This window comes from uncultured Brevundimonas sp., from assembly GCF_947305955.1.
GTDB lineage: Bacteria > Pseudomonadota > Alphaproteobacteria > Caulobacterales > Caulobacteraceae > Brevundimonas.
This window is the reverse complement of sequence record NZ_CAMZFB010000022.1, coordinates 1-14,753: the sequence shown is the minus strand read 5'-3', so window position 1 is coordinate 14,753 and position 14,753 is coordinate 1. Positions and strand designations below refer to the sequence as shown.

The 14,753-nt window shown below is 63.0% G+C and carries 13 protein-coding genes; 1 reads left to right on the top strand and 12 read right to left on the bottom strand.

Annotated elements, in window-relative coordinates:
* Positions 1 to 154: 154 nt before the first annotated feature.
* From Q0Y42_RS07340 to cyoA, 11 genes are all read right to left on the bottom strand, one after another.
* The gene (locus Q0Y42_RS07340; protein WP_297801822.1) at positions 155 to 1,924 is read right to left on the bottom strand and encodes a methyl-accepting chemotaxis protein; all 1,770 of its coding nucleotides are present in this window, start codon (positions 1,922 to 1,924) and stop codon (positions 155 to 157) included.
* A 235-nt stretch (positions 1,925 to 2,159) separates the two neighbouring features.
* On the bottom strand, positions 2,160 to 3,941 hold the full coding sequence (locus Q0Y42_RS07335) for a methyl-accepting chemotaxis protein (protein ID WP_297801820.1): 1,782 nt from the start codon (positions 3,939 to 3,941) through the stop codon (positions 2,160 to 2,162).
* A gap of 121 nt (positions 3,942 to 4,062) precedes the next feature.
* Positions 4,063 to 4,890, bottom strand: a complete 828-nt coding sequence (locus Q0Y42_RS07330) for a sulfite exporter TauE/SafE family protein (RefSeq protein ID WP_297801819.1) — start codon at positions 4,888 to 4,890, stop codon at positions 4,063 to 4,065.
* Positions 4,887 to 5,909: a tRNA dihydrouridine(20/20a) synthase DusA gene (dusA, locus tag Q0Y42_RS07325; RefSeq protein WP_297801817.1), complete on the bottom strand. Its 1,023-nt coding sequence runs from the start codon at positions 5,907 to 5,909 to the stop codon at positions 4,887 to 4,889. Before dusA ends, Q0Y42_RS07330 begins: the two co-directional genes overlap by 4 nt.
* An 86-nt stretch (positions 5,910 to 5,995) precedes the next feature.
* Positions 5,996 to 6,532, bottom strand: a complete 537-nt coding sequence (locus Q0Y42_RS07320; RefSeq protein ID WP_297801815.1) for a response regulator transcription factor — start codon at positions 6,530 to 6,532, stop codon at positions 5,996 to 5,998.
* Positions 6,533 to 6,537: 5 nt separating this feature from the next.
* The gene (locus Q0Y42_RS07315) at positions 6,538 to 7,854 is read right to left on the bottom strand and encodes an ATP-binding protein (protein ID WP_297801813.1); all 1,317 of its coding nucleotides are present in this window, start codon (positions 7,852 to 7,854) and stop codon (positions 6,538 to 6,540) included.
* Positions 7,851 to 8,621 carry an SURF1 family protein gene (locus Q0Y42_RS07310; RefSeq protein ID WP_297801811.1) on the bottom strand — a complete coding sequence of 257 codons (771 nt, stop codon included), beginning with the start codon at positions 8,619 to 8,621 and terminating at the stop codon, positions 7,851 to 7,853. Before Q0Y42_RS07310 ends, Q0Y42_RS07315 begins: the two co-directional genes overlap by 4 nt.
* A gap of 9 nt (positions 8,622 to 8,630) precedes the next feature.
* Entirely contained in the window at positions 8,631 to 9,008 is a 378-nt protein-coding gene (cyoD, locus tag Q0Y42_RS07305; protein WP_297801809.1) for a cytochrome o ubiquinol oxidase subunit IV, read from the bottom strand.
* Positions 9,005 to 9,652, bottom strand: a complete 648-nt coding sequence (gene cyoC / locus Q0Y42_RS07300; protein ID WP_297801807.1) for a cytochrome o ubiquinol oxidase subunit III — start codon at positions 9,650 to 9,652, stop codon at positions 9,005 to 9,007. The genes cyoD and cyoC overlap by 4 nt, the downstream gene beginning before the upstream one ends.
* Before the next feature lie 4 nt (positions 9,653 to 9,656).
* Positions 9,657 to 11,669, bottom strand: a complete 2,013-nt coding sequence (gene cyoB / locus Q0Y42_RS07295; protein ID WP_297801806.1) for a cytochrome o ubiquinol oxidase subunit I — start codon at positions 11,667 to 11,669, stop codon at positions 9,657 to 9,659.
* A gap of 8 nt (positions 11,670 to 11,677) precedes the next feature.
* Positions 11,678 to 12,949, bottom strand: coding sequence for a ubiquinol oxidase subunit II (gene cyoA / locus Q0Y42_RS07290; RefSeq protein WP_297801804.1), 1,272 nt, complete (start codon positions 12,947 to 12,949; stop codon positions 11,678 to 11,680).
* A 148-nt stretch (positions 12,950 to 13,097) separates the two neighbouring features.
* Between cyoA and Q0Y42_RS07285 the strand changes: the two genes are divergently transcribed.
* A complete protein-coding gene (locus Q0Y42_RS07285; RefSeq protein ID WP_297801802.1) occupies positions 13,098 to 14,432 on the top strand; it encodes an MFS transporter in 1,335 nt (444 codons plus the stop codon).
* Positions 14,433 to 14,496: 64 nt separating this feature from the next.
* Here Q0Y42_RS07285 and Q0Y42_RS07280 read toward each other — a convergent pair.
* Positions 14,497 to 14,753: NAD(P)H-dependent oxidoreductase (locus Q0Y42_RS07280; protein ID WP_366108166.1), on the bottom strand; the 257-nt coding region annotated here is incomplete at its 5' end.

Genomic DNA, 14,753 nt, shown 5'->3' with positions numbered 1-14,753 from the left:
ACGATCGACGCTTTTAAGACCTTAGTCTATTTCAAATATTAGCGTGCTTATAAGTGAATATACATAATAATACAAATAGCGCAGTTATCGAGATAGACTTGTTATCCCAAAAACTGCGCTATTCATAACATCAAAATATTTAGACTATGCCTAATTAGGCGGCGGCAGCAGCAAGACGTTGTCGCGAGATCTGGAACTGGTTCATCAGTCGATCCAGATCGGAAGCGTCCTGTGCCAGCGAGCGGCTGGCCGCGGTAGATTCCTCAACCATGGCAGCGTTCTGCTGGGTCACCTGATCCATCTGCGAGACAGCCACATTGACCTCGGCGAGGCCCGTTGCCTGTTCACGCGACGAGGCTTCGATCTCGACGGCGATAGAGGTCAGACGGGTGATCTCCTCGGCAATGCGCTCCAGCGAGCGGCCGGTCTGGTTGACCAGATCGACACCCGCCACAACCTGCTGGCTCGAAGCCTGGATCAGGGTCTTGATCTCCTTGGCCGCTTCTGCCGAACGCTGGGCCAGTGCGCGGACTTCCGATGCCACCACGGCAAAGCCGCGACCGGCATCGCCCGCACGGGCCGCTTCGACACCGGCGTTCAGAGCCAGAAGGTTGGTCTGGAATGCGATCTCGTCGATCACACCGATGATGGCACCGATCTGGTTCGAGGAATTCTCGATCTGGCCCATGGCCTGAACCGCACGGTTCACCACCGTCTTGCCTTCCAGCGCAAAGGTCTGGGACGAGCGCACCATGCTGCCAGCCTCCAGCGCGCCTTCGGCGGAGCGGGCGACCGTCGAGGTGATCTGTTCGACCGCAGCGGCGGTTTCTTCCAGCGAGGCGGCCTGTTGTTCAGTGCGGCGGGACAGGTCGTCGGATGCTTCGCTGATCTGCTGGGCGGCGGCACCGATAGCCGATGCGCGATCCACAATAATGGCGACCGCGCTTTCCAGCTTCTCGGCCGCGGCGTTGAAGTCATCCTTCAGCGGCTGGGCCTTGGCGTGCACATCGACCGTGATGCGGTGCGACAGCACACCCCCCGCCAGTCGCGACAGCCCCTCGGCCAAGGCACCAATGGCGATGCCGTCCAGACGGGCCATTTCGGCGGTTTCCGCTTCGTGGGCGAGGCGTTCCTGTTCGCTTGCGGCACGGGCAGCGCTGACCTCGGCTTCGATACGGGCCTTCTCGCGGCCTTGCTCGCGGAAGGTCAGAACGGCATCGGCCATCTGGCCGATCTCGTCCTTGCGACCGACCGCCGGCACAACGACGTCCATGTCCCCTTGCGCCAGACGCGTCATGACGCGCGTCATAGCCACAACCGGGGTCGACAGGGCACCGGTCAGCCACACGCCCGAGGCGACGGCAACGGCAAAGGCCACCAGCCCGCCCAGACCAAACGCCAGATAGGCCTGACGATAGGCGGCTTCGCGGCGCTTGTCGTTTTCAACGCGCATATCCTCCAGCGCGTTAAGCACCTTGCGGCCTTCCGCGTTCACAGCCTGGATTTCGGACGAGCCGCGCACGCTCAGGCGGTCGAGAACTTCCTGACGGGTTTCCGGACGCGCTGCGCGGTCCATCATGGCCAAGAGGTCGGCATCCACCTTTTCGCCGGTTTCGGACAGAACGGCCTGCTGTTCCTTGAACAGACCGTCGACATCGGCGGCGGCCAGATTGACCACACCGGCGCGATAGGCGGCGGCGTGCTGTTCGAACATCTGTTTGAAGTCAGGCTTCAGGGTCGCGACATAGCCGCGCATCGCCATCTGCTTGTTCAACAGTGCGACATGCACCTCGCTGATCGCGGCGGTGATATTTCGGGCTTCGGTTTCCTGCTGCTGGGCACGCTGGATGCCCAGGACGGCCCAAAGAACGATGATGGTGGCAATGCCACACGCCGCGATGACCGCGGTCAGGGCGAGTACCAATTTCTTTGGTACGGATAGATCTTGTAGCACGGGGGAGTACTCGAAAACGCAAATCTGACTGCGCCCCCGATACATGCCCCTGTCTGTTTCAAACCTTAGCAATAAGGCAGGGTAATCTACTTACGACTTTTGGCTAAGGCCTTGAAAGGCGGATGGAATGCGCGCGTTGCGAGCAAGGAGGGCGCACGGTTACTGACCGCCCCTATGTCAGCAACCGCATCCCCGACAACTTGGCCTAGGCCGCCATCACTGCGCGCTGTTCCTGCGAGATGCGGAACTGTCCCATCAGGCGATCCAGCTCGCTGGCATCCTGTGCCAGCGAACGGCTGGCGGCGGTCGACTCTTCGACCATGGCCGCGTTCTGCTGGGTCATCTGGTCCATCTGGTTCACGGCGGCGTTAACCTCCGACAGGCCCAGCGCCTGCTGACGCGCGGAGGCCTCGCTGGATTCCGCGAGCGCCGTGACCTTCTCGATCTGGCGGGCGATGTCCGACAGGGCCTCGCCGCTGCGGGCGACCAGTTGCACCCCCTGCTCCACATGCTGGCCCGAGGTCTGGATCAGGCCCTTGATCTCGCGGGCGGCATCCGCCGAACGCTGCGCCAGCGCACGCACTTCGGACGCCACCACGGCAAAGCCACGCCCCGCATCACCCGCACGCGCGGCTTCCACGCCCGCGTTCAGCGCCAGTAGATTGGTCTGGAAGGCAATCTCGTCGATCACGCCGATGATGGCCCCGATCTGGCGGGATGAATCCTCGATCTGGCCCATGGCGGTCACCGCACGGCCCACGACATCCTGACCGTCGCGCGCCATCAGGTGGGCTTCACGCACCACTGCGCCCGATTCCTGCGCCGCCTCTGCGGACGAGGCGACGGTCGTGCTGATCTGGTCCACGGCAGCCGCCGTCTCTTCCAGCGAGGCAGCCTGACGCTCGGTCCGGCGCGACAGTTCGTCGGCGGCATCGCTGACCTGCTGGGCGGCGGCACCGATGGCCGAGGCGCGATCAATGATCACACGCACAGCCGCATCCAGACGCTCGGCGGCGGTGTTGAAGTCGTCCTTCAGGGCCTGCGCCTTGGCATGCACATTGATGGTCACGCGATGGCTCAGGTCACCGCCCGCCAAGGCGGCCAGACCCTGCCCCACAGCCGTCATGGCGATTTCATCCAAGCGCGCGATCTCGGCGGCTTCGGCGGCATGCTTCTGGCGCTCGCGCTCGGCCAGTTGGCGGGCTTCTTCCGCCTCGACTTCCAGACGGGCGTTTTCAATCGCCTGATCGCGGAAGGTCAGGACCGCGCCAGCCATGGCTCCGATCTCGTCACCGCGACCGACAGCCGGGATACTCACATCGGTCTCGCCCTTGGCCAGACGGGTCATCACGCGGGTCATGGCCACCACCGGTCGGGACAGGGCTTGGGTCAGCCAGATGGCCGAACCGATCGCCACCAGAAAGGCCAGAACGCCACCGACCGCAAAGGCCGTATAGGCACTGGCATAGGCGCGGGCGCGGCGCTCGCGGTTCTGTTCGCCCACTTCGGCCAGCACCTTCTGGGTCTGGGCCATGGTTTCCTGAATGGCGCGGATATTGGGGCTTCCGGTCACGCCGAATACTCCCATCATATTCTCGCGCTCGACCGGATCATCCGCGCGGCTGATCATCCGCTTCAGGTCGTTGGTGTTTTTGGTCGTCGCATCCGTGAGGATGCCCAGCTGCTCGGCAAAGCTGCCCTCGACGTCCGCCGCCGCGAAATGGGTCAGGCCTTTGTCGACGGCCAGAGTATGGGTTTCGAACGCGTCTTTGAACTCCGGCTTCTGGTTCACCACAAAACCGCGCATGCTCATCTGCTGGCTCAGCAGGGCGTGCTGCAGTTCATAGATGGCATCGGTGATGTCACGCGAAACCTCGTCTGCCTCCTGCGCCTTATGGATGGCCATGACGGCCCACAGTACGACCAGTGTCGCCACGCCGCAGGCCGCGATCACGGTGGCAAAGGACAGCACCAATTTCTTCGGCACAGAGAGATTTTGAAGCACGCGGTTACTCACAAAGACGCCACAATCGGGCATCCGCTGTTAGACCAACGATGCTTTTACAAAACTTAGCTATTTACTACGTAGATATACGTAGGCCGGATTGTCAGGCCAGAGCCTTTACAACCACCAGTACGGCAGTCGTTAACAGATAGATTGCAAAGGCTTTTCTTAGACGCTTGCGGTCCAGCCTGTGCGCCAATCGCGCCCCGTAAGGCGCGGTCCAACCCGTTAACAGACCCATGATGATGGCGGCCGGAATATTAACGTATCCGAGCGTCAGAGGCGGCACGCCCGAAGCCCCCCAACCGAACACCAGATAGCCCAAAGACGCCGCCGCCCCGATGGCCAGACCAAAGCCCGAGGATGTAGCCACCGCCTGATGGATCGGTCGCCCGCACAGGGTCATGGTCAGGCCGCCAAAGCTGCCCCCGCCAATACCCATCATGGCACTCAGCACACCGATGATGCTGGCGACGATCCGGCGTCCCCATCCGGTCGGCAAGTCCTTGCGAAGCGTGACGTGTTCCGGCAGCAGCCCCATCTGCGCCGCGATGGCCAACAGGCAGACGCCATAGACAATGGCCAGAGCCGACATGGGCGAGCCGCCCGCGATAAAGGCCCCGACCAAACCGCCCAGCGCCACCCACGGCGTCCACGTCTTGAGCACCACCTCGTCCACCGCGCCATGTTTGCGGTGCGTGGCCAGCGATCGCAGCGAGGTGGCGACAATGGTCAAAAGGCTGGTGCCGATGGCGACATGCAGATTGTGCTCGCCGCCAACCCCAAGCACGCTGAAAGCATAGAACAGGGCGGGCACCAGAACCGTGCCGCCGCCCACGCCGAACAGTCCCCCGATCACGCCGGCAACCGCCCCTGCCCCCACAAGGGCAGCCAGCATCATCACCAGTTCGGTCAGGGAAACGTCGATCACGCGGCTTGGTCGTCCTGCGCGCGGCGGGCCTCGGCCTCTCGCACGGCCTCGATGGCGCGGTCCAGAACATCCAGACCCGCGCCCGACTTCACCCCTTCGACCGTCAGGATACGGCGGAAGGCCCGCGCGCCGGGGCGACCGTGCATGGCCCCCAGCATGTGGCGGGTCATGGCCACAAGGTTGATGCCGCGCGCCAGTTGCTCGGCCATATAGGGCTTATAGGCTTCCAGCGCGTCGAAGATGTCGGTGTCGGCGACGTCCTCGCCATAGATCAGGCGGTCGGCCTGCCCCAGAAGGGCCGGCTCGTGATAGGCGGCACGGCCGATCATCACGCCATCCAGCGCCACGCCGTCATAGGGAGCCAGCAGCTCCAGCGCCTGTTCCAGCGAGGCGATGCCGCCATTGATGCCGATGGTCAGGTGCGGGCGCTCTTTTTTCAGGCGCTTCACCAGATCATAGTCCAGCGGCGGGATGTCGCGGTTTTCCTTTGGCGAAAGTCCTTTCAGCCACGCCTTGCGGGCATGGACGGTAAAGTCGGTGATGCCGACCTTGGCGCATTCATCAACCGTGGCGAACAGGCTCTCGTTCGGGTCTTGATCATCGACGCCGATGCGGCATTTGACCGTGGCAGGCACCGAGACAGCGGCCTTGATGGCGGCCATGCATTCGGCCACCAGCTCCGGCTCCTTCATCAGGCAGGCACCGAAACGGCCCGACTGTACGCGGTCCGAGGGGCAGCCGACGTTCAGATTGATCTCGTCATAGCCATAGTCCTCGCCGATCTTGGCAGCCTCGGCCAACTGCTTGGGATCGGATCCACCCAGTTGCAGCGACACCGGATGCTCGGCGTCCGAAAAGCCCAGCAGATAGTCACGATCCCCATGAATAACCGCCGGAGCCGTCACCATCTCCGTATAGAGCAGCGTCCGCTTAGACAGCGCACGATGAAACGCCCGGCAATGCCGGTCGGTCCAGTCCATCATCGGGGCGACGGACAATCTGTGCGCGGGATAGGTCATCAAACTCTGGAACAGGCTTTAGGGAAGATAGGGCGACCCTATACGCGAGCACGCCCCCCAGACCAAGCCAGCCCTTGGGCGAGCCCTCAGGTCACGCGGCGTTTTTCCAGTTTGCGGGCGAGGGTGCGGCGGTGCATGCCGAGGCGGCGAGCGGCCTCGGAGATGTTGAAATCGGTTTCCACGAGGGTTTCGTGGATGCGCTCCCACTCAAGTGTCTTGATCGAGGTGGGGCGGGCGGTCAGCGGGGCCGAGGCATCGCCGCTCTCGCGGGAGAAGGCTGCCTCGATCTCGTCGGTACCTGCGGGCTTGGCCAGATAGTGGCGGGCACCCAGTTTGATGGCCTCGACCGCTGTGGCGATGCTGGCGAACCCCGTCAGGACGACGATCACCATCTCCGGATCGAAGGCATGAAGTTCCTGTACGCAGGTCAGGCCCGAGGACGTGCCCAGTTTCAGGTCCACCACGGCGTACTGCGGGCGCTGGTTGGCCAGCACCAGCCGCATATCCTCGGGGCTGCGGGCCGACAGCACCTGATAGCCGCGCCGCTCGAACGAACGGCGCAGGGTGCGGGCGAAGGACTCGTCGTCCTCGACAATCAGCAGGCTGCGGGCATCATCGGTCATGGTGCTCATTTCGGGGTCAGGGCCTCGGTCGGCAAGCGCAGCTGTATGCTTGCCCCACCTTCGCGGCGATTTTCGGCCACGACCTCGCCGCCCAGCGTACGCATGGTGTTTACCAGCAGGAACAGGCCCAGTCCGGCCCCTGCCCGCCCCTTGGTGCTCTGATAGGGCTGGCCCAGACGCGACAGGATTTCCTCGGGAAAGCCGGGGCCGTCGTCGGTGAAAGTCAGGATGATCTGTTCGCCATCGGCCACCGCGTTCAGGGTCAGGGCGCGGGCATCGGCCTCGGCGGCATTGTCGATCAGGGCGCTCAGTACCTGACGGAAGGCTTCGTCGGCGATGATGTGCGGATCGCGTGGATTGGGGCCCAGAACATCCACGGTCATGGTGCCGACGCCGCGTTCGCGCCACTCGCTTGCCACGTCATTGAGGAAGGTCGACAGGCGCATCACCTTGGGCGACTGGCCACGCGCCGCACCTGCCGCCATCAGGATGTTGGTGACGATCACCTTGCAGCGGTCCACTTCGGACTGCATCTGCTCGACGTCTGCGACCAGTTCGGGATCGGAACGGATGGCGTCGATGTGCCGCCAGTCGCCCAGCAGCACGCTAATGGAAGCCAGAGGCGTGCCGAGTTCATGCGCTGCGCCCGAGGCCAACAGGCCCATGCGGACGATGTGTTCCTGTTCGGCAGCTTGTTGGCGGCTGTCGGCCATCCAGGCGTCACGAGCGCGGACGTTGCGGATAGTGCGGCTGACGAAGGCGGCCAGCAGCACGGCGATCAGCATGAAGTTGATCAGCGATCCCTGCACCAACAGCCCCAGCCGCTCGTCCGCCCCCTCGGGCAGGGGAAGCGGTTTGTGGAACAGGGTCAGGGCGGCGAGGATGCCGCTGGTACCCAGGACGAAGATCCACACATAGCGGCGGCGCAGCAGAACCGCCGCCAGCACGATCTGCATGACGAACAGGGCGGAGAATGGATTGCTGGCCCCGCCGCTGAAATACAGCAACCACGTCAGGGCGGCGGCATCGATACACAGGGCGGTGAAGATTTCGCCGTCGGTAATGGCGGCGCGGCGCGACACGACCGGATAGCTGACGAGGTTCAGCACCACCAGTGCCGCAGGCGCCAGCAACAGCCAGCCCAAAGGCAGCGACAGGCCAAATCCCCAGTGGACGATGGCGATGGTCAGGGCCTGCCCGATCACGGCGAACCAGCGCAGCTGAATCAGCAGCAGCATATTGCGCCGTCCTGCCGCGCCCGGCGGGAGCGGTGCCCCGTCGGTCTGTCCGGTCAGGAGGTCGAACAGGGACCCGATCTTCACAGCCTTGCCTTCTCCTTGCGACGGCGCTCGCGCAGCATGAGGACCATGCCCACCAGCGTGCCCGCTGCCAAGCCGAACCATGTCAGGGCATAGACAAGATGGCTGTTAGCGAACTTCACCACGGTCATGCCCGCGCGCGGCCAGCCAGAGGCGGCGGTGCCATCAGCGGGTTGGGCGTCGATGAAATAGGGCGCGGCGTCGATGCCCTTGGCGGCAGCGATGGCAGCCACGTCGCGGGAATACCAGTTTCCACCCGCCGGATCGTTTTCGCGCAGGAAGCCGCCCTTGGGCTCAGACAGGCGCAGAAGGCCCGTCACCTCGACCCTGCCCTCGCCATCGGGGCGCGGGGCGGCGCTCTTCATGTCATTGGGCACAAAGCCCCGGTTCACCAGAACGGTAAAGCCACGGTCGGTTTCCAGCGGGGTGATGATCCACCAGCCGCCGTCCAGTTCGGTGACCGCCTTCACCGGCACCTCAAGGTCATAGCGATAGGTGCCGCCCGCCTTGACCCGCAGGTATTCGTGACCGTCGCGGGTGATGGTGACATCGGGCGCGGGGGCATCGACCGGATCGGCATGGATGCGGTTCTCGACCCGCTCGATCAGGGCCAGCTTCCAGCCCAGCCGCTGCACCTGCCAGATGCCCAGCCCCATGAAGCCGGCGAACACCAGCAGAAAAACCGTGACCACCATAACGCGCCAAAGGCGGCCACCCGTCGGGTGACCGCCTTCGTTACGCGCGGGAGGAATGAACTTCCCGTCTATCATGTCATGACCTCAGCCAAAGGACGGCATCTGGTGAACCGGCATCATGTTGGTGTTCATGTGCCACATCACCCAGATCGAGCCGCCGACCGCGATCGCCACCACCACGATGGTGAAGATGATCGCCAGCATGTTCCAGCCCCCTTCCGACTTCGGATGCAGGTGCAGGAAATAGATCATGTGAACGACCATCTGCACCGCGGCGAAGGCCACGATGGTCAGCGCCGTGGTCTGGGGCGGCAGGACGCCCGTCATGACCAGAGCGAACGGAATGGCCGTCAGAACCACCGAGGCGATGAAGCCGATCAGATAGTCACGGTAGGAACCGTGATAGCCCTCGGCCTCGTGGTGGTCGTCATGGTGTTCGTTGTGGGTGTCGTGTCCGCTCATCGCAGCATCCCCATCAGATAGACAAAGGTGAAGACGCCGATCCAGATCACGTCGAGGAAGTGCCAGAACATCGACAGGCACATCAGGCGACGTTTGTTGGCCGGGATCAGGCCCTTCATTTTCACCTGCACCATCAGCGTCACCAGCCAGATGATACCGAAGGTCACGTGCAGGCCGTGGGTGCCGACAAGGATGAAGAAGGCCGACAGGAAGCCACTGCGTTGCGGCGTCGCGCCCACATGGATCAGGTGGCGGAACTCGTAGAGTTCGATGCCGAGGAAGGCCAGACCGAACAGGCCGGTGATGGCCAGCCAACCCATGGTTTGGCCGACCTTGCCCTTCATCATCGCCAGCATGGCGAAGCCGTAGGTGATCGAGGAGAACAGCAGCATGGCCGTGTTCACCGCGATCAGGTTCAGGTCGAACAGATCCTTCGGTGCCGGACCGGCGGCATAGTTGCCACCGATCACGGCGAAGACCGCAAACAGCATCGCGAAGATGAGGCAGTCGCTCATCAGATACATCCAGAAGCCCAGCGAGGTGCTGTGGCCTTCCGGCAGATGCGGGTCATGGTCGGCGTGCCACAGCGGGCCGCCCTTGGGATCGACGTAGTCGGGATGGATGGGAGCTTGTGCAGCGCTCATCGGATTACCCCTTTGCCTGAAGTTGGGCCAGGGCGCGGGTGCGAGCATCCTCGGTCGCCTGAACCTCTTCCACCGGGATGTAGTAGTCGCGGCGGTAGTTGAAGGTATGGAAGATGGCGTAGCCGATGATGGCCAGGAAGCTCAGGCCAGCCAGCCACCAGATGTACCAGATCAGCGCCAGACCGCAGACGGTCGACAGACCTGCGAGGATCACGCCCGTGCCGGTATTGGACGGCATGTGGATGGCCTCGAAGCCCGAGGTCGGACGGACATAGCCGCGCGACTTCATGTCGGCCCAGGTGTCGGTGTCATGCACGATCGGGGTGCGGGCGAAGTTATAGGCCGGCGGCGGCGACGAGGTCGCCCATTCCAGCGTACGGCCGTTCCACGGATCGCCCGATTCATCGCGCAGTTGCTCGCGCTTGATGATCGACACAGCGAACTGGATCAGCATGGCCAGAATACCGCAGGCGATGATGCCGACGCCGACGGCGGCGATGACAAACCAGATCTGATAGGCTGGATCGTCAAAGACGCGCATACGACGGGTCACGCCCATGAAGCCCAGCACATAGAGCGGGGTGAAGGCGACCCAGAAGCCGACCACCCAGCACCAGAAGCTGACGAGGCCCCACTTCTTGTCCAGCTTGAAGCCGAAGGCCTTGGGCCACCAGTAGTTGATGGCGGCGAACAGGCCGAACAGCACACCGCCGATGATGACGTTGTGGAAGTGGGCGATCAGGAACAGCGAGTTGTGCAGCACGAAGTCAGCCGGCGGAACAGCCAGCATCACGCCGGTCATGCCACCGATGACGAAGGTCAGCATGAAGGCCACCAGCCACATCATCGGCAGCTCGAAACGGATGCGGCCGCGATACATGGTGAAGAGCCAGTTGAAGATCTTCGCACCGGTCGGGATCGAGATGATCATGGTGGTGATGCCGAAGAACGAGTTCACCGACGCACCCGAGCCCATGGTGAAGAAGTGGTGCAGCCACACCAGATACGACAAGATGGTGATGCAGACGGTCGCGTAGACCATCGAGGTGTAGCCGAACAGGCGCTTGCCCGAGAAGGTCGAGGCGACTTCCGAGAACACGCCGAACAGCGGCAGGATCAGGATGTAGACTTCCGGGTGACCCCAGATCCAGATCAGGTTCACGTACATCATCGGGTTGCCGCCGAAGTCGTTCGTGAAGAAGTTGGTGCCGACGTAACGATCAGCGGTCAGCAGGGCCAGCGTCGCGGTCAGGATCGGGAAGGAGGCCACGATCAGGACGTTGGCGCACAGCGAGGTCCAGGTGAACACCGGCATCTTCATCATGCCCATGCCCGGAGCGCGCATCTTCACGATGGTGGCGATCAGGTTGATCCCTGACAGCGTGGTCCCGACGCCCGCGATCTGCAGCGCCCAGATATAGTAGTCCACGCCGACACCCGGGCTGTAGGCGATGCCCGACAGCGGCGGATAGGCCAGCCAGCCGGTGCGGGCAAACTCGCCCACGAACAGCGAGGCCATGACCAGCACCGCGCCCGAAACCGTCATCCAGAACGAGAAATTGTTCAGGAAGGGGAAGGACACGTCACGCGCGCCGATCTGCATCGGAACCAGATAGTTCATCAGGCCCGTGATCATCGGCATGGCCACGAAGAAGATCATGATCACGCCGTGGGCGGTGAAGATCTGGTCGTAGTGGTGCGCGTTCAGATAGCCTTCGGAACCGCCGAAAGCGATCGCCTGCTGCAGGCGCATCATGACCGCATCGGCAAAGCCGCGCAGGAACATGATCAGACCCAGGATCATATACATGATCCCGATCTTCTTGTGGTCGACCGTGGTGAACCACTCTTTCCAGAGATAGCCCCACAGCTTGAACTTGGTCAGCAGGGCAAGGAGGCCGATGCCCCCCAGCGCCACGACAGCGAAGGTGCCCCACACGATAGGCTCGTGCGGAATGGCATCCCAACTTAGCCGCCCCAGCAGGGGCGAGAGGTTTATGGTTTCTTCAACAGCCATGACGGCACTCAGGATTGCGAGACAGGCGTACGGCCCGTCGCGTCAGTAAGGGGTTGGAAGCCAACGCGCTCCAGCGCCGGCTTGGTACCCGGGGCCGACAGACCGGCACCGGTCAGACGGTTCAGCGGTTCGGATTGCGAGATGACGCGCGAGGTGTTGGCGCGGCGCATATTGGCCTCGACGGCAGCGCGTTCAGCCTGCAGCGGGGTGCAGATCTGCATCACATAGCTTTCGCCCGAGCCGAAGACGGCATCGCCGCGACGGGCGTATTTGTCATACACCAGCGGCAGGGTGTTCTTGGCGGCCTGCAGGCCCAGACCACCCTTGCGGTCGATATCCATCATCTCGCCCATGCACATCTTGCCCGGCTGGACGCACATGTTGACGACAGCGTTGAACAGGGTCGGCTCGACAGCCGAATAATAGATCACCGGCACCTTCTCGCTGGGACGTTCCAGCTCCAGATAGGTTTCGCGGTCCAGCGGGGTGCCGCCAGCGCGAACCTTGGCGATCCATTGCTCAAAGGCTTGGTCATCAACGCCACGGGCGGCGAAGCGCATGTTCGAGAAGCCGTCGCCCGAATAGTTGGCCGAGAAGCCCACATAGTCACCCGGACGGTTGATCACGGCGTGCAGCTTGGTCTCCATGCCCGGCATGGCATAGATCTGGCCGGCCATGGCAGGGACGTAGAAGCTGTTCATCACACCCGACGACGTCAAGTGGAAGCGGATCGGACGATCCACCGGCGCGACCAGCTCATTGACCGTGGCCACCCCGTATTGCGGGTAGATAAACAGCCACTTCCAGTCCAGAGCGACCACTTCGACCTGAAGGGTCTCGTGATCTTCGGTGACGGCCTGGGTTTCATGGATGCGGTCCAGCGGGCGGTACGGGTCCAGCAGGTGGGTACCGGCCCAGGTCACAGCGCCAAGGCAGATGATGATGAGCAGCGGAACGGCCCAGATCACCAGCTCAAGGTGGGTCGAGTGATCCCAGTCGGGGTCGTAGTCTTTTTCGACCTTTTTGTTGGAGGCCCGGTACTTCCACGCAAAGAAGATCGTCAGGGCCATAACCGGCACGATGACGATGAGCATGAGAAGCACCGAAACCACCAGCAGGTCGCGTTGCTGCATGGCGATATCGCCGGCCGGAGCCAGAACGATCGCCTCACAGCCCGACAGGGCGGCCATCAGTGGCGCAAGGGCGAGCGGCCGCAGCAAACGCGATCTAAGCGCGCGGCGGACCGGATTGACGGGGGTTGCAGGCAAGGTTTCGGTCATTGCCACGGCCCCGTAGGCCCAAAGACAAACCACTTACATTGGACAATCCGTCCTATCCCCCGCGCACACGCAGCGGAGCAAAGGAGCGGCTCATTCATTCTATCAATATGGGCGCTTAGACGCCCGGTCGCAGAGAACGGCATCTGTCATGAACGCTTCAGGCGCGCCTTCTTCCGAGTCCCTCGAACGGGACGCCAGTCAGATCAACGCGCGACATGGCAAAATCGACGCGAGTGAAATTGCTGTTGGCGTAATTATCGGGCGCACGTCGGAGTTTTTCGACTTCTTCGTGTACGCCATCGCCTCGGTTGTGGTTTTCCCGCAGTTGATCTTCCCGTACGCGGGTCCGCTGGGCGGAACTCTTCTTTCGTTTGCCGTTTTCGCGCTGGCTTTCATCGCCCGCCCGATCGGCTCCTCGCTTTTCATCGCCATTGACCGCAAGTTCGGCCGCGGCACCAAGCTGACCATCGCCCTGATGCTGCTGGGTCTGTCGACGGTCTGCTTCGGCTTCCTGCCCAGCTATCAGAGCGCAGGCTATTGGTCTGCTGTCATGCTGATGGTGCTGCGCGTGGCTCAAGGTATCGCCCTGGGCGGCACCTGGGACGGCATGCCCTCGCTGCTGGCTGTGTCGGCACCGGAAAACAAAAAGGGCTGGTACGCCATGGTCCCGCAGCTCGGCGCTCCGCTGGGCCTGATCGTGGCCTCGGCCCTGTTTGCCTATTTCATCTCCAAGCTGACCCCGCAGGACTTCTTCGCATGGGGCTGGCGCTATCCGTTCTTCGTGGCCTTCGCCATCAACGTGGTGGCCCTGTTCGCCCGCCTGCGCATCGTGGTGTCGCCGACCTTCCAGTCGGCCTTCCATGGCTCGGAGCTGAAGCCCAGCCCGATCGGCCAGACGCTGAAGGAAGAAAGCCCGCGCATCCTGATCGGTACCTTTGCCCCGCTGGCGACCTTCGCCATGGTGCACATGGTCACCGTCTATCCGCTGTCGTGGGTCTTCCTCTACACCGAGGACAGCGTGGCCCGCTTCCTGGTGCTGCAACTGATCGCAGCCGCCATCGGCGTGGCCTCGGTTGTCGCTTCGGGCGTGCTGGCGGACCGTTTCGGTCGCCGCAAGCTGCTGGGTGCCACCTCGGTCGGTATCGGCATCTTCGCCGTCGCCGCCCTGCCCCTGCTGGACGGCGGCCCGATGGGCGAGATGGCCTATCTGGTCATCGGCTACATCCTGCTGGGTCTGGCCTTTGGTCAGGCTTCGGGCGTCATCGCCTCCAGCTTCAAGCCGCGTAACCGCTATACCGCCTCGGCGCTGACGTCGGATCTGGCATGGCTGTTCGGCGCGGGCTTCGCGCCGCTGGCAGCGCTGTGGATCTCGGCCCAGTTCGGCCTGTGGGCTGGCGGTGCCTATCTGCTGTCGGGCACCATCGTCACCCTGCTGGTGCTGCGCTGGAACCGTTCGCTGGCCGCGCGTAGCAGCCTGTCCTGATCGGCACAGAGCCCTAAAGATAAAGGCCCGCTGGAAACAGCGGGCCTTTTTTAATGCGCGGTACTCAGCCTTTGTGCTGGGACGCAAAGTCCACAAAGGTCTGCATATATTTGCGAAGGAAGCCCTCGGTGTCCGCATTGGTCACCTTATGGTCGGCGTCGATCAGGTCCGGCTTGAACTGGATATAGGCCTCGGGCTGGCCCAGCTGCGCCACATTAAGGAAACCCAGAATAGGCCGCAGGGCCGATTGCGCCACCGCCGTACCAATGGCCCCCGGCGAGGTTCCGATCACAGCCACGGGCTTGCCGTCAAAGCTGTTCT

Coding starts and splice junctions, on each gene's coding strand:
- dusA (WP_297801817.1), bottom strand. CDS start 5,909: ATGACCTATCCCGCGCACAGATTGTCCGTCGCCCCGATGATGGACTGG.
- Q0Y42_RS07320 (WP_297801815.1), bottom strand. CDS start 6,532: ATGACCGATGATGCCCGCAGCCTGCTGATTGTCGAGGACGACGAGTCC.
- Q0Y42_RS07310 (WP_297801811.1), bottom strand. CDS start 8,621: ATGATAGACGGGAAGTTCATTCCTCCCGCGCGTAACGAAGGCGGTCAC.
- cyoD (WP_297801809.1), bottom strand. CDS start 9,008: ATGAGCGGACACGACACCCACAACGAACACCATGACGACCACCACGAG.
- cyoC (WP_297801807.1), bottom strand. CDS start 9,652: ATGAGCGCTGCACAAGCTCCCATCCATCCCGACTACGTCGATCCCAAG.
- cyoB (WP_297801806.1), bottom strand. CDS start 11,669: ATGGCTGTTGAAGAAACCATAAACCTCTCGCCCCTGCTGGGGCGGCTA.
- cyoA (WP_297801804.1), bottom strand. CDS start 12,949: ATGACCGAAACCTTGCCTGCAACCCCCGTCAATCCGGTCCGCCGCGCG.
- Q0Y42_RS07285 (WP_297801802.1), top strand. CDS start 13,098: ATGAACGCTTCAGGCGCGCCTTCTTCCGAGTCCCTCGAACGGGACGCC.